This window comes from Microbacterium sp. 11MF (assembly GCF_000383475.1).
Taxonomy (GTDB): domain Bacteria; phylum Actinomycetota; class Actinomycetes; order Actinomycetales; family Microbacteriaceae; genus Microbacterium; species Microbacterium aquilitoris.
The window spans coordinates 445,664-462,125 of the sequence record NZ_KB911460.1 but is presented as its reverse complement, the minus strand read 5'-3'; the positions used below and the strand labels follow the sequence as shown (position 1 = coordinate 462,125).

Here is a 16,462-nt window from a genome sequence, read left to right as displayed (position 1 = left end):
CCGCGGGCGGGCGGGGTCAGGCCCCGGGCTCGCCCGAGACGAGGCCGCGCAGCCAGTCGCGAGCCTCGACGAACACCTCGTCGGAGTACCGCTCGGGGTAGCGGACGATGGCGCGGTCGGCGCGGGGGTACGAGCCGAGGTACAGCACGCGGGGTGAGAAGCGCCGGAGCCCGAGGAGGGCATCGGCCATGCGCTCGTCCTCGATGTGCCCGTCGGCGTCGATGACGAATCGATAGCGACCGAGCTCGTCCCCGATGGGGCGCGACGCGAGCAGCGACAGGTTGATCCCCCGCGTCGCGAACTGCTCGAGCAGCTCGAGCAGGGCACCCGGGTGGTCCTCCGGCAACTCGACGATGAGCGACGTCTTGTCGGCGCCGGTCGGTGCGGGCGGCGGCGCGGTGCGGCTCACGAGCACGAACCGCGTGACGGCGTGGGCGTTGTCGCCGATCTTGTCGGCAAGCAGCTCGAGGTCGTGGAGCTTCAGGATGCCGGGAGGGGCGATCGCGGCATCCGCGGTGATCGTGCCCTCGACGACGCCGACGGCCGCTGCGACGTTGCTGGCAGCCGGGATGTGCGAGTGCTCGGGAAGGGTCGCCGTCAGCCACGTAAGGCACTGCGCGTAGGCGACCGGGTGGGCGGCGATGACCGACACGTCCTCGAGCCGGACGCCAGGCTTCGCGACCAGCACGAACTCGACGGGGACGAGGTACTCCCCCACGATCCGCAGGCCCGGAACCGTCGCGAGGGCGTCCTGCGTCGTCGAGACGCCGCCGTCGACCGAGTTCTCGATGGCGATCATCGCGGCATCCGATCGCCCGTCGATGACATCGGCGAGTGCTTCGCCGACGTTGCGGACGGGACGCCAGTTCTGGTCGCGGGCTTCGGGGACCTGCGCGAGGGCGGCCTCGGTGAAGGTTCCGGCGGGGCCGAGGAAGCTGTACGTGCGACGGGTGGGGGCGGCCGGGGGCTCGGATGTCACGCGGACAGCCTAGTGGGCACCCCCATGGGCACGACCGCCCGCGGCTGACCCTGGCGACGACGGATGCCGCTGACCAGCACGCCCGCGACGAGCAGGGCTCCGCCCACCACCTCCCCGACGCTCGGCGCCTCGCTCAGAAGCAGCGCGGCCGCGGCCATCGCGACGACGGGGGCGAGCAGGATCCACGGCACGACGGCCGCCGACGGGTTGCGTCCGAGCAGTCCGTTGAACACCGCGTAGGCGAACAGGGTGCAGAGCCCTGCCGTGTAGAGGGTGGAGATCACGGCCTGCGGGCCGATGGCAGCGAGCCCGGCACCGATCGCGACGGGCCCGTCGATGACGAACGACAGGGCGAGCGCGGGGATCGGCACGACGAGCGACGACCAGACCGTCAGCGAGAGCGTGCCGCCGCGGCCGACACCGGTGACGACGCCGGCGCGTCGCGAGATGACATTGCCGACGGCCCACGACAGCGCAGCGGCGAGCGCGAGGCAGACGGCGAGGACGGGGGCGTCGCCGCCGCGGAAGAGAGCCACGATCGCGAGGCCGACGACGCCGAGACCCACGCCGACGACCTGCATGACGGAGGGGCGCTCACGCAGCGCGATCGCGGCGATCACGATCGTGAAGACGGCCTGCGCCTGCAGGAGGAGTGCAGCGAGCCCGGGGCTCAGCCCGAGGGCGAGCGACGTGTAGAGCAGGGCGAACTGGCCGAGGCTCATGAACAGGCCGATGCCGATGATGACGCGCCACCCGGTCCGGGGCCTCGGCACCACGAGGACGGCGAGCGCGACGACGGCGAACCGGATCGCGGCGAACAGCAGGGGCGGGATGCCGCTCATCCCCCAGTCGATGACGACGAAGTTGAGCCCCCACAGCGAGGCGACGAGGGCGGCGAGGAGCATGTCACGGCGGGTCACAGGACCAGTCGACCGCACGGCATCCATGAAGGACAAGCGATCATTCTGCGCCCAGAATCGGTAGCATCGCTTCATGATCGATCTGGAGGCCGTCGTCTCGCTGCGCGCCGTGGCGACCGAGGGCAGCGTCGCCGCCGCGGCCGCGGCGCTCGGCTTCACCCCGTCGGCGGTCTCGCAGCAGATCAAGCGCCTCGAACGCGACACCGGCGTTCCGCTGCTCGAGCGCGTCGGCCGCGGTGTCGTCCTCACCGAGTCCGCGACGCGTCTCGTCGTCTCGGCGACGCCGATCCTCGCCGACCTCGAGCGGGTGCGCGCCGACCTCCACGGCGCCGGTGAACCCGACCGGGTCGCCGGCGAGATCCGTATCGGGGCCTTCTCGACGGTCGTGCGTGGCGTCATGGTGCCTCTGCTGGCGGACCTCGGCCGGCGGCATCCCGACCTCCGCCTCCCCTTGCGCGAGAGCGAGCCCTGGGAGACGGTCGCCCTCGTCGCATCGGGCCAGCGGGACCTCGGCATCGTGCACCGCTGGGGGAATGTGGCTCTCGCGATCCCCGACCACCTCGTCGAGGTTCCACTGTTCACCGACGTCGCCGATGTGATCCTTCACCGCGACCACCCGCTCGCGGCCCGTGCCGAACTGCGGCCCGAGGAGATCGGCGGCGAACCGTGGGTCGCGACGTTCGAGTCGACCATCTGCCGTCAGTGGCTGCGCCGCCTGTTCGACGGCGTGGGTGGAGCGCCGAGGATCGTGCACGAGTCGATGGAGTTCGAGAACCACCTCGAGATCGCCCGCGCGGGCATCGCCGTCGCACTCGTCCCGCGACTGGGGCGCCCGCCGCTCGGGCCGGACCTCGTCGCGATCCCCACCGTCTCGCCCGAGTCGATCCGCGAGGTGTCGGCGATCCACCGGCGGACGATGGCGGACTCGCCGGCCCTCCGGACGGTGCTCGACGAACTGGCCGAGCACGCAGCGGGTATGACGACCGACTCGGGACGCCTGCCAGCCTGAGCAGCCGGTGCGGATCCGCGACACGCAGGCGCCGTCGCCGCGTTCCCTGGCAGACTGGGCGGATGAGCCGCGCAGGACAGCCCGCCGAATCCTCTGATCTCATCGATGTGGACGCGCTGATCAACGCGTACTACGACCTGAAGCCCGACCCCGCCGTCGCCGCCCAACGGGTCGCGTTCGGCACGAGCGGCCACCGCGGCTCCTCACTGTCGCGCAGCTTCAACGAGGTCCACATCCTCGCCACGACGCAGGCCATCGTCGACTACCGCGCCGCGCAGGGCATCTCGGGTCCTCTCTTCCTCGGTCGCGACACGCACGGACTCTCGCTGCCCGCGGAGCACACCGCGATCGAGGTCCTCGTCGCGAACGGCGTCGACGTGCGCGTCGACAGCCGTGACTCCTGGGTGCCGACGCCGGCCCTCAGCCACGCGATCCTCACCTACAACCGGGGACGGGACGAGGCGGATGCCGGTCGTGCCGACGGCATCGTCGTCACCCCCTCGCACAACCCGCCGCGCGACGGCGGGTTCAAGTACAACCCGCCGCACGGCGGCCCGGCCGACACCGACGCGACCGGCTGGATCGCCGACCGCGCGAACGAGCTCATCGAGGCGGGCCTCGAGGGCGTCAAGCGGGTCCGCCACGCGGACATCGACGACTCGACCCTCGGCGAGTACGACTTCCGCGAGGGCTACGTCGCCGACCTCGCCTCGATCATCGACGTCGAGGCGATCGCCCGCGCGGGCGTCCGGATCGGCGCCGACCCGCTCGGCGGCGCCTCGGTCGAGTACTGGGCCCTCATCGGCGAGCGCTACGGCCTCGACCTGACGGTCGTGAACCCCGAGGTCGACCCGACGTGGAAGTTCATGACGCTCGACTGGGACGAGAAGATCCGCATGGATCCGTCCTCGCCCTCGGCGATGGCCTCCCTCGTCGCCCGCCGCGACGAGTTCGACATCCTGACGGGGAACGACGCCGACGCCGACCGCCACGGCATCGTCACGCCCGACGCCGGCCTCATGAACCCGAACCACTTCCTCGCCGTCGCGATCGACTACCTGTACGCGCACCGCGAGGGATGGCCGCAGGATGCCGCGATCGGCAAGACCCTCGTCTCCTCGATGATCATCGACCGCGTCGCCGCGTCCCTCGGTCGGACCCTTCTCGAAGTCCCCGTCGGGTTCAAGTGGTTCGTCCCGGGGCTCCTCGACGGCTCCGTCGCCTTCGGCGGCGAGGAGTCGGCCGGCGCCTCGTTCCTCCGCAAGGACGGCACGGTCTGGACGACCGACAAGGACGGCATCCTGCTGTGCCTGCTCGCCGCCGAGATCCTCGCAGTCACGGGCAAGACCCCCTCGCAGCGCTACGCCGAGCTCGAGGCCGAGTTCGGGGCATCCGCTTATCAGCGCGTCGACGCCCCCGCCTCTCCCGAGCAGAAGGCTGCGCTGTCGAAGCTGTCGGGCGACGCCGTGTCGGCGAGCGAACTCGCCGGCGACCCGGTGACGGCGAAGCTGTCGCACGCCCCGGGCAACGGTGCCGCGATTGGCGGCCTCAAGGTGCAGACCGAGTTCGCCTGGTTCGCCGCGCGCCCCTCGGGCACCGAGGACGTGTACAAGCTCTACGCCGAGAGCCTGAAGGGCCCCGAGCACCTCGCGCAGGTGCAGGAGGAGGCTCGGAAGGTCGTCGCCGCAGCGCTGGGTTCGTGAGGCCCGCGGCGCTGGGTTCCTGACGTCCGGTCGGCCGGTCCCGCGCCAGTAGGCTCGGGATCATGAGTTGGCTCGTCACCGGAGGCGCCGGGTACATCGGCGCGCACATCGTCCGCGCTCTCGCCGAGGCGGGTCTCGACCCGGTCGTCCTCGACGACCTCTCGAGCGGGGACGCCTCGTTCGTCCCCCAGGGGGTGCCCTTCGTCGAGGGCACGATCCTCGACCGCGAGCTCGTCGCGAACACCCTGCGCGAGCACGGCGCCGAGGGTGTCATCCACGTCGCCGGCTTCAAGTACGCGGGCGTCTCGGTGCAGCGCCCCCTCCACACCTACGAGCAGAACGTCGAGGGCACTCGCGTCGTCCTCGCGGCGATGGCGGATGCCGGTGTCTCGAACATCGTGTTCTCCTCCAGCGCCGCGGTGTACGGCACCCCCGACGTGGCGCTCGTGACCGAGGATCTGCCCAAGCGTCCCGCCTCGCCCTACGGGGAGTCGAAGCTCATCGGCGAGTGGCTCCTCGCCGCGCAGGGCGTCGCCACGGCGGCATCCGATTCGCCCCTGCGCCACACGGCGCTGCGGTACTTCAACGTCGTCGGCTCGGGAGACCCGTCCGTGTACGACATGAGCCCGCACAACCTGTTCCCGATCGTGTTCGAGATGCTCCTCGAGGGGAAGACACCGCGCATCAACGGCGACGACTACGACACCCCCGACGGCACGAACGTCCGCGACTACGTCCACGTGTCGGACATCGCCGCAGCGCACGTCGTCGCCGCTCAGCGCCTGAGCGCCGGCGAGCCGGTCGAGCCGGCCTACAACCTGGGGTCGCAGAACGGTCTGTCGGTCCGCGAGATCATGGATGCCGTCGCCCGCGTCACCGGCATCGACTTCACACCCGAGATCGCCCCCCGCCGCGCCGGCGACCCCGACCGCATCGTCGCCACCGGCGAGCTCGCCGCCCGCGACCTGGACTGGCAGATGCGCTACACCCTCGACGAGATGGTGCAGAGCGGCTGGGAAGCCCGCCGCAACGCGGGCTGACCGCTCCCGGTCGCCCGCGTCAGCCCGATGCGCGGGCGATGAGCATGGTCGGGACGACGGTCCGCGTCGCGGGCGCGCCGTCCAGCGTCGCCGCCAGTGCGGCGACGGCGGCCTCGCCGAGGGCGTCGAAGTCCTGGCGGACGGTCGTGAGCGGGGGACGGTAGTCGGCGGCATCCGCGACGTCGTCGAACCCGATGACGGCGACGTCGTCGCGACCGGCTTCCGCGAGCGCGCGCAGCACGCCGAGCGCCATCTGGTCGTTCGCGGCGAACACGGCGTCCACGGCGGGATCCGCCGCGAGCGCCCGGCCCGCCGCGTGACCGGATGCCGCGCCCCAGTCCCCCCGCAGCGGTTCGGGCACGCGCGCACCGTCGTGCGCCGCGCGCCAGCCCCGCTCGCGTTCGTCCGCTGCGAAGGAGCCCGCGGGGCCGGCGACGTGCGCGATCGTGCGACGCCCGGCATCCCGCAACCGTCGGGTGGCCGCCTCGGCGCCTCCCGCGTGATCGGACTGGACCGTCGCGAACCCTCCGCCGGGCGAGTCGACCGCGACGAGGGCGAGGCCCTCGGGCCGCGTGACGCCCTCGGCGATCGCCGTCGCCTCGTTGAGCACGATCGCACCGTCGACGCCGAGGTCGTGCAGGCGGTCGAACGCGGCGGCGATGTCGGCGGGCCCGGTGAGGGTGACGAGGGTGACCGCGAGTTCGCGACGGGCGGCGGCGGATGCCACGGCCTCGAGCATCCGCGAGTTGCCGACGGTCGCGAGGGTCGCCACGATCACGCCGATCGTGCCCGAGCGCCCCGTGCGCAGAGTCCGGGCGGCGCGGTGCGGTCGGTAGCCGAGGTCCGACATCGCGGCCTCGACGCGGGTGCGGGTCTCGGGGTCGACGCGCGGGCTGCCGTTGACGACGCGTGAGACGGTCTGCCCCGAGACGCCGGCAGCCGCGGCCACGTCGGCCATTGAGACGCGTCGCTGCACGGCATCCCCTCCCGCCCCGGATCTCGCTCCCGCGAATGCGCGCTGAACTCCGGAGGCTCGCGTCATGTTGACGATAACATAGCCGGTCGGCTACCGTGTTGACGTGAACACACCGGAGAACGGCACGCCGACGCACGCCCCTGCCGAGACGAGTGACCTCGGCGCCGGCGTCGTCAAGCGCAGCACCCGCCTGGCCGACGGCCGCGAGCTGATCTACTTCGACGATCCCGGGACGACCCTCGGCGCCGACCGCGCCGTCGACACCCGCGACCTGGGTGGGCGGCCCGAGACCGCCACGATGCGGCAGGACATCCTCACCGGCGACTGGGTCTCGGTCGCCGCGAACCGGCAGAACCGCGCGTTCCTGCCGCCCGCCGAGCTCGACCCGCTCGCGCCGCAGACCGATACGAACCCTTCCGAGATCCCCTCGGTGTACGACGTCGCCGTCTTCGAGAACAAGTCGCCGTCGTTCGGCCCCGCCCTCGCCGAGGCCACGGACGACGTGCCGGCGGCGATCGACCCGCCGCGCGGCCTCGACGACCTCACGCACCTCGGCCTCGGCCGCACCCGCACGAGCGTCGGCCGCACCGAGGTCGTCTGCTTCTCGCCCGAGCGCACCGGCTCGTTCGGCACCCAGTCCGTGACACGTGCTCGCACCGTCATCGAGGCGTGGGCCGACCGCACCGCGGCCCTCTCGGCCCTCCCCGGCATCGAGCAGGTCTTCCCGTTCGAGAACCGCGGCGAGGCGATCGGCGTGACCCTGCAGCACCCGCACGGGCAGATCTACGCCTACCCGTACGTCACGCCCCGGACGACCCGCCTGCTCGACTCGATCGATCGGACCGCCCCCGATCTGTTCCAGCGCATCCTCGAGTTCGAGCAGGCCGGGCCCCGCGTCCTCCTCCGCGGCGAGCACTGGACCGCGTTCGTGCCGTTCGCCGCCCGCTGGCCGCTCGAGATCCACATGCTCCCGCACCGCCACGTCGCCGACTTCGCCGGCCTGACCGGCGAAGAGAAGGACGAACTCGCCCCGCTGTACCTGCGCCTGCTGCGCGGAGTCGACGCGCTCTACGAGTCCGAGACGCCGTACATCGCCGCCTGGCACCAGGCGCCCGTCCACGTCGGCCGTGACACCGTGCGCCTCAGCCTGCAGCTGACGAGCCCGCGTCGCGCCGCCGACAAGCTCAAGTTCCTCGCCGGATCCGAGGCCGCCATGGGCGCCTGGATCGGCGACGTCCCCCCGGAGGACGCCGCCGCGCGCCTCCGCACCGCCATCGAAGGAGTCACCCTGTGACCGCTGCCGACGAGGCCCAGGGCCTCTTCTCCACTCTCACCGGCGCCGAGCCGGTCGGCCTCTGGTCGGCCCCGGGTCGCGTCAACCTCATCGGCGAGCACACCGACTACAACGACGGCTTCGTCTTCCCGTTCGCGACCCCGCATCGCACGCACGTCGCGCTCGGCCGTCGCGCGGACGGCCGCATCCGCGTCGTGTCGACCTTCGACGAGACGCCGGTCGAGGTCGACCTCGCCGATCTCGACGCGCTCTTCCCCGCGCGCCGCGACGAGGTCGTCGAGTGGGCCCGCTATCCGCTCGGAGTCGCGTGGGCGCTGCTGCAGGCGACCGGGACGGATGCGGCATCCGTCACCGGTGTCGACCTCGCGTTCGCCTCGGACGTCCCCGTCGGCGCCGGCCTCTCGTCGTCCGCGGCCATCGAGGGCGCGACGGGTTCGGCCCTGAACGACGTGTGGGAGCTCGGCCTCGACCGCATCGCCCTCGCGCAGGCGGGACGCCGCGCCGAGAACGAGGCCGTCGGCGCCCCGACCGGGATCATGGACCAGATGGCGTCGATGCTCGGGGAGACGGATGCCGGAACCTTCCTCGACTGCCGGAGCCTCGACGCCCAGGTGGTCGAACTCGGCTTCGACGCCGCCGGACTCGAGCTCATGGTGATCGACACCCGCGTCGCCCACGCCCACTCGACGGGCGGCTACGGCGAGCGCCGCGCCGCGTGCGAGCGCGGCGCGGAGGCGATGAACGTGCCGGCGCTCCGCGACGTGCGGGTCGACCAGCTGCCCCGCGTCGAGGAGCTCGTCGACGAGAAGACCTACCGCCGCGTGCGCCACGTCGTCACCGAGAACCAGCGCGTGCTCGACACCGTCCGCACCCTGCGCGAGCAGGGACCGCGCGCGATCGGCGACCTGCTCTACGCCTCGCACGCCTCGATGCGCGACGACTTCGAGATCTCGGTGCCCGAGCTCGACCTCGCCGTCGAGACCGCGCGCGAGAACGGTGCCGTCGGCGCCCGCATGACCGGCGGTGGATTCGGCGGCTCGGCGATCGCCCTCATCGACCGTGATGCCGTGCCCGCGGTGCGCGAGGCGATGCTGGCGGCCTTCGCCGCCGCGGGCCACATCGAGCCGCACGTCTTCACGGTCCGGCCCTCCGAGGGCGCACGCCACGACGGCTGAACACCCCCGGGTCGTTACGGCTGGGTAAAGCCGGGCGATCCACCCGTGCGCAGGCGGCGGGCGGAGGGCAGGATGGGGGAATGCCCTTCCAGACCTCCCCCGCCGCCGGCGCGCCCCTCCTGCAGGTCCGCGACCTCGCCGTCGAGTTCCAGACCATCGACGGTTCCGTGCGGGCGGTCGAGGGCGTCGACCTCGACCTCGCCGCCGGTGAGACCGTCGCGATCGTCGGCGAGTCCGGCTCGGGCAAGTCGACGACGGCGATGGCCGTGATCGGGCTGCTCGCCGGCAACGGCCGCGTCGCGCAGGGCAGCATCCGTCTCGACGGCCAGGAGCTCGTCGGCGCTTCCGAGTCGACGATGCGCGGCGTCCGCGGCGCCCAGATCGGGCTCGTCCCGCAGGACCCGATGTCGAACCTCAACCCGACGTCGAGGATCGGCACGCAGGTCGCCGAGACGCTGCTCGCCCACGGTCTGGCCACCAAGAAGGACGTCGACCGCAAGGTCGTCGAGACCCTCGCCGCCGCGGGCCTCCCGAACGCCGAGGACCGCGCGAAGCAGTACCCGCACGAGTTCTCGGGCGGCATGCGCCAGCGCGCACTCATCGCGATCGGCCTCGCCTGCAACCCGCGCCTGCTCATCGCCGACGAGCCCACGAGCGCGCTCGATGTGACGGTCCAGAAGACGATCCTCGACCAACTCGGGCGTATGACCACCGAGCTCGGCACCTCGGTCCTCCTCATCACGCACGACCTGGGGCTCGCCGCAGAGCGCGCCGCGCGCGTCGTCGTCATGCACCGCGGACGCATCGTCGAGCAGGGTCCGGCACGACAGATCCTCGAGGACCCGCAGCATCCCTACACGCAGTCCCTCGTCCAGGCGGCGCCCTCGGTCGCCGTCGCGCGGTTGCGCCCCGAGGCCTTCAGCGCGCCGACTCCGGATGCCGCACCGAAGCCGGTCGACAACATCGTCGAGGTCGAGGGGCTCACCAAGCTCTACAACGTCCGCGGCCAGAAAGAGGACTTCGCCGCGGTCAAAGACGTGTCGTTCTCGATCCCGCGCGGCGAGACCGTCGCGATCGTCGGCGAATCGGGCTCGGGCAAGACGACGACCGCGCGGATGCTGCTGAAGGTCGTGGACCCCACGGAGGGTGTCATCCGCTACGACGGCACGGACGTGGCATCCCTCAAGGGACGTCAGCTGCGCGAGTTCCGCCAGAAGGTTCAGCCGATCTTCCAGGACCCGTACTCGTCACTGAACCCCATGTTCACGATCGAGCGCATCGTCCAGGAGCCGCTCGACTTCTACCACCGGGGGTCGGCGAAGGACCGTGCGGCCCGGGTGCGGAAGCTCCTCGATGACGTCGCCCTGCCCGAGTCGGCGCTGCGTCGGTACCCGTCGGAGCTCTCGGGCGGTCAGCGTCAGCGCGTCGCGATCGCGCGCGCCCTCGCGCTCTCGCCCGAGCTCATCGTCTGCGACGAGCCGGTGTCGGCGCTCGACGTGCTCGTGCAGGACCAGATCCTGACCCTGCTCCGCGACCTGCAGACCGAGTACGGCCTCAGCTACCTCTTCATCTCGCACGACCTCGCCGTCGTGCGGCTGATCAGCGACTACGTCTGCGTCATGAAGGACGGTGCGCTCGTCGAGGCCGCCTCGAGCGAGGAGATCTTCACCAACCCGCGCGACCCGTACACGCGCAACCTGCTCTCTTCGATCCCCGGCAACGAGCTCGACATCGCCGTCTGACCCGCGCGCCGGGGCCCGTCCACGTTCCGTATTCAGTCCCCGCACCATCGCGCGCCAGCCGCAGGCCCGGAATCGTGCAGTGGGCGCCCCGGTGGCTCGTCGTAGGGACTGAATACGGCACACCGTCCCACCCACCCCGCTCACGGAACGGCGGCGTTGCCCAACCAGCCCGCACCGTATCCCGCGACCAGCGCGACGACCACGACGACGAGCAGCACGATCACGACGAGGAGCACCCGCCGGCTCATGGTCAGCGCCCGCGGGTCCGCGGGTCCATGGCCTCGCGCAGCGCCTCGCCGAACAGCGTGAACCCGAGCGCGGTGATGGCGATGCAGATGCCGGGCAGGAACGCGAGCCACGGCGCGATGGCGAGTTCGGCCTGCGCGTAGGTGAGCATGCGTCCCCACTCCGCTGTCTCGGGGCGCCCGCCGCCGAGGCCGAGGAACGACAGCGCCGCCGCGTCGATGACGGCCGTCGCGAGCGACAGCGTGCCCTGAACGATGACCGGCCCGACCGCGTTCGGGAGGACGTGAGTCATGGTGATGCGTCCGCGGCCGAGGCCGAGGGTCTGCGCCGAGAGGACGTAATCGGCCGAGCGCTGCTGCAGCATCGAGGCGCGCAGCAGGCGCGCGAAGATCGGCACCTGCGCGACACCGATGGCGATCATGACCGAGTTCTGGTTCTGGCCGAGGATCGCGGCGATCGAGACCGCCAGCAGCAGGCTCGGCACCGACAGCAGGATGTCGACGAGGCGCATGATGACGTTGTCGACCCAGCCGCCGAACGTGCCGGCGACGAGGCCCAGCAGCATGCCGCCGATGAGGCCGTAGGCCGTCGACACGACGCCGATGAGGAGGGATGCCTGGGCTCCCCAGATGAGCTTCGACACCACGTCGCCGCCGAAGCGGTCGAGGCCGAGCGGGAACGCGGCGATCTCACCGGGCCCGGGGATGTACGTCGGGGTGATGTCCCGAGCACCGGGGAGGTCCGTCTCGGGGTACGGCGCGAGCACGGGAGCGAGGAGGGCGACCACGACGAACAGCAGAACGATCGCCAGGCCCACCCACGCGGTGGGGCTTCGTCGCAGGCGGCGGAAGACGTCGTGCCAGAAACCGCCGCGCGGGGCGCCGCCGGTGCCCGCGGTGAGCACGGCGACGGTGGAGTCATCAGCGGCGCTGCCGCCGGCTGCGGGGGGAAGGACGGTGCTCATGAGACCCTCACTCTCGGGTCGATCAGGCTGTACGAGACATCGACGAGCAGGTTGATGAGCGCGTAGACGATCGCGATGAAGATGATGAAGCCCTGCAGGACGGCGAAGTCGCGGTTGAAGATCGCGCCGGAGAGGAACGATCCGATCCCCGGGAACGCGAACACGGTCTCGGTGAGGATCGCGCCCGAGAGCAGCAGGCCCGCCTGCAGGCCGATCGTCGTGATGACGGGGAGCATGGCGTTCCGCAGGATGAACCGGTTGCGCAGCAGCGACCCCGGCACGCCCTTCGCTTTTCCGGTGCGGACGTAGTCGGCGTTCTGCACTTCGAGGACGGATGCCCGGGTGATGCGCACGATGATCGCGAGAGGGATCGTGCCGAGCGCGATGGCCGGCAGGATCAGGTGCAGGATCGCGTCCCACGCGGCGTCGAATTCGCCGGTGATCAGCCCGTCGAGCACGTAGAAGTTCGTGTAGTGGGTGGCTTCGATGCGGGGGTCCTGGCGGCCGTCGGACGGGAGCCAGCCGAGCTGGACCGCGAACACGTACTTGAGGATGAAGGCCAGGAAGAACACCGGGACGACGATCCCCAGAAGGCTGAAGACGACGGCGGTGCTGTCGGCGGCCTTGCCGTGACGCCGCGCGGCCCAGTAGCCGAGGGGCACACCGACGCCGACGGCGATGATGAGCGCCGCGACCGAGAGTTCGATCGTCGCCGGGAACCGGCGGAGGAACTCGTCGAGCACCGGCTGGCTGGTGCGCAGCGAGGTGCCGAAGTCGCCCGAGAGCAGTCGCCCGATCCAGGTGAAGTACTGCTCGATCAGAGGACGGTTGAAGCCGTAGAGCTCGTTGATCCGAGCGACGGCTTCGGGGGTGGCCTTCTCGCCCAGGAGTGCCTGGGCGGGACCGCCGGGAAGTGTTCGGACCCACCAGAAGAGCAGGATGCTCAGACCGAGGAGGGTGGGGATCAGCAGCAGGAGCCTTTTGCCGATGGTTCGCAGCACGGGTGTCGCTTTCGTGGAGGTCGGTGCGGGGCGGGAGGTCATCCCGCCCCGCACCGGTCAGACGGCCGGAGCCGCCTCGATCGGCTTACTTCGTGAGGACGATCTGGTTGAACACCTCGTCGTTCACGGGGCTCGCCGGGTAGCTCTCGACGCGCGGGTCGAAGGCCAGCGTGGGAGCCGGGTGGGCCAGCGGGACGCCGGGGATGAACTTCGCGACCTCTTCGTTGATCTCCGAGTAGAGCTTCGTCTGCTCGTCGAGGTCCGCGATGCCGCGGGCATCGGTGAGGTCCTTGAAGAGCTGGGGGTTGTCGAAGCCCCACTCCGCCGACTTCTGACCGAAGAAGACGCCCAGGAAGTTGTCGGTGTCGTTGTAGTCACCGGTCCAGCCGAGCAGGTGGATGCCGTGATCCGTGCCGCCCGTGATGAGGTCGAGGTACTCGCCCCACTCGTTCGACTTCGGCGTGGCCTCGACTCCGACGGCCTTCAGCTGCGACGACAGGACCGTGAAGATCTGCTCGGGGTCCGGCATGTAGGGACGCGAGACGTTGACCGGGTAGTTGAAGGTGAGCTTCAGCGGGTTGGCCTCGGTGTAGCCGGCTTCGGCGAGGAGCGCCTTGGCCTTCTCGGGGTCGTAGTCGTACGTCGTGACGTCGGCGTTCCAGCCGTTCACACTCGGCGGCATGAACTGCGTCGCCTTCTCGGTGCCCTCGGGGAGGACCTGCGAGATGAGCGCGTCCTTGTCGACGGCGTACGAGAGGGCCTCGCGGACCTTGGGGTCCTGCAGTTCCTTGACCGCCTGGTTGAAGGCGAGGTACAGGATCGTGAAGGGCGGGCGCGAGACCATCGTGAAGCCGGCGTCATCGAGCGCGCCGGTGTCGGCGGGACCGACGAGGTCGTAGCCGTCGATCGAGCCGGACTCGAGAGCCTGACGGCGTGCGGTCGGGTCGTCGATCGTGCGGAAGATGATCTTGTCGATCTGGCCCTTGTCGCCCCAGTAGTCGGCGTAGGAGCTCAGGGTGACCTGCTCGCCGCGCGACCACTCGTCGAACTTGTAGGGGCCGGTGCCGACCGGGTGTCCGGTGGCGTACTCGCTCAGGGTCGGAGCCTCGGCGGTACCGCCGACCTCGTCGGCCTTGAAGTCCGCGAGCGCCTTCGGCGACTGCATCCCGAACGCGGGAAGCGACAGCGCGGCGACGAACCCGGCGAAGGGCTTCTTGAGCTTCACGGTGACCGAGGAGTCACCATCGGGGGCGCACGAGTCGTACACGGCCGAGTCGGGGCTCGAGGCGTAGCCCTTGAAGAGCTTGTTGTAGTAGTAGCCGAGCGCCTCGCTGGCGGCCAGGCCCTCCCAGTTGTACCAGCGGTCGAAGTTGTAGCAGACGGCCTCGGCGTTGAACGGGGTGCCGTCCTGGAACGTGACGTCCTTCTTGAGCGCGAACGTGTAGCTCAGCGCGTCGTCCGACGTCTCCCACGACTCGGCGAGGAGCGGGGCGGGGTCGGCCGTGCCGGGCTTGGTGCCCACGAGGCCCTCGAAGATCTGGCGCGAGACGCGGAACGTCTCGCCGTCCTGGGCGAAGGCGGGGTCGAGGCTCGCGGGATCCGACGACGCCGCGAAGACGAACGTGCCGTCTACGTCCGCGGATCCTTCCGCGTTGTCGTCGCCGCCGCGCTGACTGGCGCACGCGCTGAGCGCGAGCGCACCGATGGCGAGCGTCGCGGCGGCCGCGAACACCCGCTTCCGGGAAATGGGGAGCATTGCTGTGCACCTTCCGATGGGGCTCGTCGGCGGCGCGCGAGGAGGCGGCGCTGCCGAAGGGATGCGGCTGACGCTACCGTCCACACTGCCGGTAAGCGGTTACAGCTGTATCTCGATCGTGTTTCTTCCTGCGGGCTACCGTAGTCGGATGGCCCGTTCCCGCGCCCCCCTCGACCCGCCTGTCGCCAGACTGTCCGACGGGAGGCAGGCGCGCATCATCCCCGGCCGGTTCGCGGGCGGCTGGGAGCTCGTCGTCGAGACCACCCCGCAGTCGCACGTCGATCTCAACGATCCGTCGCACCTCCACTTCGAGTACGTCGCCCGCATGGGCGCCGTGATCGACCAGATCGGGATGCCGGGGGAACCCCTCACCGCGGTGCACCTGGGCGCGGGCGCCATGACCCTCCCCCGCTACGTCGAGCACACCCGACCGGGGTCGCGGCAGCAGGTCATCGAACTCGAGCAGGCGCTCGTCGACCTCGTGCGCGAGCACCTGCCGCTGCCGCGCACGGGCCAGCTGCGCGTGCGGATCGGCGACGCGCGCGACGTCGCGGGACGCCTCCCCCCGGGCATCGTCGGCAAGGCGGACCTCGTCGTCTCGGACGTGTTCGCGGGGGCGCAGACGCCCGCCCACATCACGAGCGTCGAGTACTACCGGATCCTCGCCGGGCTGCTCGCGCCGACCGGCATCCTGCTCGTCAACATCGCCGACGGCAGCGGCCTCGCCTTCGCCCGCCGTCAGGTCGCGACCGTGCGCTCGGTCCTCGAGCACGTCGTGATCCTCGCCGAGGTGGGAACGCTCAAGAGTGGCCGGTTCGGGAACATCGTCATCGCGGCGTCGCCCTCCGAGCTGCCGATGGAGTGGCTGCCGCGTCTGATGGCGGCCGGTCCCCACCCCGCGAAGGTCGCCCACGGCGCCGAGCTCGAGGCGTTCGCGCGCGATGCGCGGATCATGACGGATGCCGATTCGACCCCGTCGCCGGCGCCCGCGGCATCCGTCTTCGATCGCTGAGCGCACGACGCGCGGCGCGCCCTCAGCCCATTCCGGGCCAGGCGCGGCGACACTGGAGACACACGTCGTGGGGTCGGAAGGAACAGCTGTGGGCTTCATCAAGGGATACGACCCGGAGACTCTCCGAGAGATCGTCGACCTCGACGAATGCCAGACCCGGCTCACCGAGCTCGGCGACCAGCGGAGTCTGGCCGCCATGCTCGAGAAGGTCTGGCTGCTGAAGGTGCTGGGCCGCCTCGACGAGGCGCTCGTCGTCTCGGAGGAGTCGGTGCGCCTCGCCCGGATGGCGGGCACCCGCAAGGACCTGCTGCGCGCCCGGATGCTGCACGCCACCGTCCAGCAGTTCCGCGGCGCATACGCCGCCGCGATCCACGAGCTGAATACGTGCGTCGAGGAGGCCGAGGGGCAGGGGTGGTCGGCGGTCGCCGCTTTCGGCTGCCAGCACCGCGGCAAGGTCCACTTCGACGCGCACGACGACGCCGCGGCGCGCGCCGACTTCAAGAAGGCGCTGTTCCTGCGGCAGGAGGCGGGTGCTCCCGAGGATCAGCTCGAGTCGACGCTGCTCGCCATCGACGCCGTCGACCGACGTCGCAACAGCACGACGGTCGCCGGCTGAGGCCATCGGCCCGAGTGTCGTACCTGCGT

The 16,462-nt window shown here is 71.0% G+C and carries 14 protein-coding genes; 8 read left to right on the top strand and 6 right to left on the bottom strand.

What is annotated here, in order from left to right; genetic code table 11:
• Positions 1-16 precede the first annotated feature (16 nt).
• The gene (gene pheA / locus H286_RS0109135; RefSeq protein ID WP_020097911.1) at positions 17-979 is read right to left on the bottom strand and encodes a prephenate dehydratase; all 963 of its coding nucleotides are present in this window, start codon (positions 977-979) and stop codon (positions 17-19) included.
• A complete protein-coding gene (locus tag H286_RS0109130) occupies positions 976-1,899 on the bottom strand; it encodes an EamA family transporter (RefSeq protein WP_020097910.1) in 924 nt (307 codons plus the stop codon). Before H286_RS0109130 ends, pheA begins: the two co-directional genes overlap by 4 nt.
• 73 nt (positions 1,900-1,972) lie before the next feature.
• Here H286_RS0109130 and H286_RS0109125 point away from each other — a divergent pair, with 73 nt between their 5' ends.
• The 3 genes from H286_RS0109125 (at position 1,973) to galE (ending at position 5,651) form a co-directional block, all read left to right on the top strand.
• The gene (locus tag H286_RS0109125) at positions 1,973-2,908 is read left to right on the top strand and encodes a LysR family transcriptional regulator (protein WP_018185594.1); all 936 of its coding nucleotides are present in this window, start codon (positions 1,973-1,975) and stop codon (positions 2,906-2,908) included.
• Positions 2,909-2,970: 62 nt separating this feature from the next.
• Positions 2,971-4,611 (top strand): phosphoglucomutase (alpha-D-glucose-1,6-bisphosphate-dependent), encoded by a 1,641-nt coding sequence (pgm, locus tag H286_RS0109120; protein WP_026302755.1) that lies wholly within the window; start codon positions 2,971-2,973, stop codon positions 4,609-4,611.
• Positions 4,612-4,673: 62 nt separating this feature from the next.
• Positions 4,674-5,651 carry a UDP-glucose 4-epimerase GalE gene (gene galE / locus H286_RS0109115; protein WP_020097909.1) on the top strand — a complete coding sequence of 326 codons (978 nt, stop codon included), beginning with the start codon at positions 4,674-4,676 and terminating at the stop codon, positions 5,649-5,651.
• A gap of 19 nt (positions 5,652-5,670) precedes the next feature.
• Here galE and H286_RS0109110 read toward each other — a convergent pair whose 3' ends face one another.
• The gene (locus H286_RS0109110; RefSeq protein ID WP_020097908.1) at positions 5,671-6,609 is read right to left on the bottom strand and encodes a LacI family DNA-binding transcriptional regulator; all 939 of its coding nucleotides are present in this window, start codon (positions 6,607-6,609) and stop codon (positions 5,671-5,673) included.
• 121 nt (positions 6,610-6,730) lie between these two features.
• Here H286_RS0109110 and galT point away from each other — a divergent pair, with 121 nt between their 5' ends.
• From galT to H286_RS0109095, 3 genes are all read left to right on the top strand, one after another.
• On the top strand, positions 6,731-7,921 hold the full coding sequence (galT, locus tag H286_RS0109105) for a galactose-1-phosphate uridylyltransferase (RefSeq protein WP_018185598.1): 1,191 nt from the start codon (positions 6,731-6,733) through the stop codon (positions 7,919-7,921).
• Positions 7,918-9,096 (top strand): galactokinase, encoded by a 1,179-nt coding sequence (gene galK, locus H286_RS0109100; protein WP_020097907.1) that lies wholly within the window; start codon positions 7,918-7,920, stop codon positions 9,094-9,096. The genes galT and galK overlap by 4 nt, the downstream gene beginning before the upstream one ends.
• An 80-nt stretch (positions 9,097-9,176) precedes the next feature.
• The gene (locus tag H286_RS0109095) at positions 9,177-10,838 is read left to right on the top strand and encodes an ABC transporter ATP-binding protein (protein ID WP_020097906.1); all 1,662 of its coding nucleotides are present in this window, start codon (positions 9,177-9,179) and stop codon (positions 10,836-10,838) included.
• 250 nt (positions 10,839-11,088) lie between these two features.
• Here the strand turns inward: H286_RS0109095 and H286_RS0109085 are convergent, their stop codons facing one another.
• The 3 genes from H286_RS0109085 to H286_RS0109075 all read right to left on the bottom strand — a co-directional run bounded on the left by H286_RS0109085 (position 11,089) and on the right by H286_RS0109075 (position 14,805).
• Entirely contained in the window at positions 11,089-12,048 is a 960-nt protein-coding gene (locus H286_RS0109085; protein ID WP_020097904.1) for an ABC transporter permease, read from the bottom strand.
• Positions 12,045-13,049 carry an ABC transporter permease gene (locus H286_RS0109080; protein ID WP_018185603.1) on the bottom strand — a complete coding sequence of 335 codons (1,005 nt, stop codon included), beginning with the start codon at positions 13,047-13,049 and terminating at the stop codon, positions 12,045-12,047. Before H286_RS0109080 ends, H286_RS0109085 begins: the two co-directional genes overlap by 4 nt.
• 85 nt (positions 13,050-13,134) lie before the next feature.
• A complete protein-coding gene (locus H286_RS0109075; protein WP_028497460.1) occupies positions 13,135-14,805 on the bottom strand; it encodes an ABC transporter substrate-binding protein in 1,671 nt (556 codons plus the stop codon).
• A gap of 148 nt (positions 14,806-14,953) precedes the next feature.
• On the opposite strand from H286_RS0109075, the gene H286_RS0109070 reads away from it, so the two are divergent.
• The gene (locus H286_RS0109070; RefSeq protein ID WP_020097902.1) at positions 14,954-15,817 is read left to right on the top strand and encodes a spermidine synthase; all 864 of its coding nucleotides are present in this window, start codon (positions 14,954-14,956) and stop codon (positions 15,815-15,817) included.
• 88 nt (positions 15,818-15,905) lie between these two features.
• A complete protein-coding gene (locus tag H286_RS0109065; protein ID WP_018185606.1) occupies positions 15,906-16,433 on the top strand; it encodes a hypothetical protein in 528 nt (175 codons plus the stop codon).
• Positions 16,434-16,462: the final 29 nt, after the last annotated feature.

What these genes read in the sequence shown, in the direction of transcription:
- galE (WP_020097909.1), top strand. Translation starts at nt 4,674, where the DNA reads ATGAGTTGGCTCGTCACCGGAGGCGCCGGGTACATCGGCGCGCACATC.
- H286_RS0109125 (WP_018185594.1), top strand. Translation starts at nt 1,973, where the DNA reads ATGATCGATCTGGAGGCCGTCGTCTCGCTGCGCGCCGTGGCGACCGAG.
- pgm (WP_026302755.1), top strand. Translation starts at nt 2,971, where the DNA reads ATGAGCCGCGCAGGACAGCCCGCCGAATCCTCTGATCTCATCGATGTG.
- H286_RS0109085 (WP_020097904.1), bottom strand. Translation starts at nt 12,048, where the DNA reads ATGAGCACCGTCCTTCCCCCCGCAGCCGGCGGCAGCGCCGCTGATGAC.
- H286_RS0109095 (WP_020097906.1), top strand. Translation starts at nt 9,177, where the DNA reads ATGCCCTTCCAGACCTCCCCCGCCGCCGGCGCGCCCCTCCTGCAGGTC.
- H286_RS0109075 (WP_028497460.1), bottom strand. Translation starts at nt 14,805, where the DNA reads ATGCTCCCCATTTCCCGGAAGCGGGTGTTCGCGGCCGCCGCGACGCTC.
- H286_RS0109110 (WP_020097908.1), bottom strand. Translation starts at nt 6,609, where the DNA reads ATGGCCGACGTGGCCGCGGCTGCCGGCGTCTCGGGGCAGACCGTCTCA.
- H286_RS0109070 (WP_020097902.1), top strand. Translation starts at nt 14,954, where the DNA reads ATGGCCCGTTCCCGCGCCCCCCTCGACCCGCCTGTCGCCAGACTGTCC.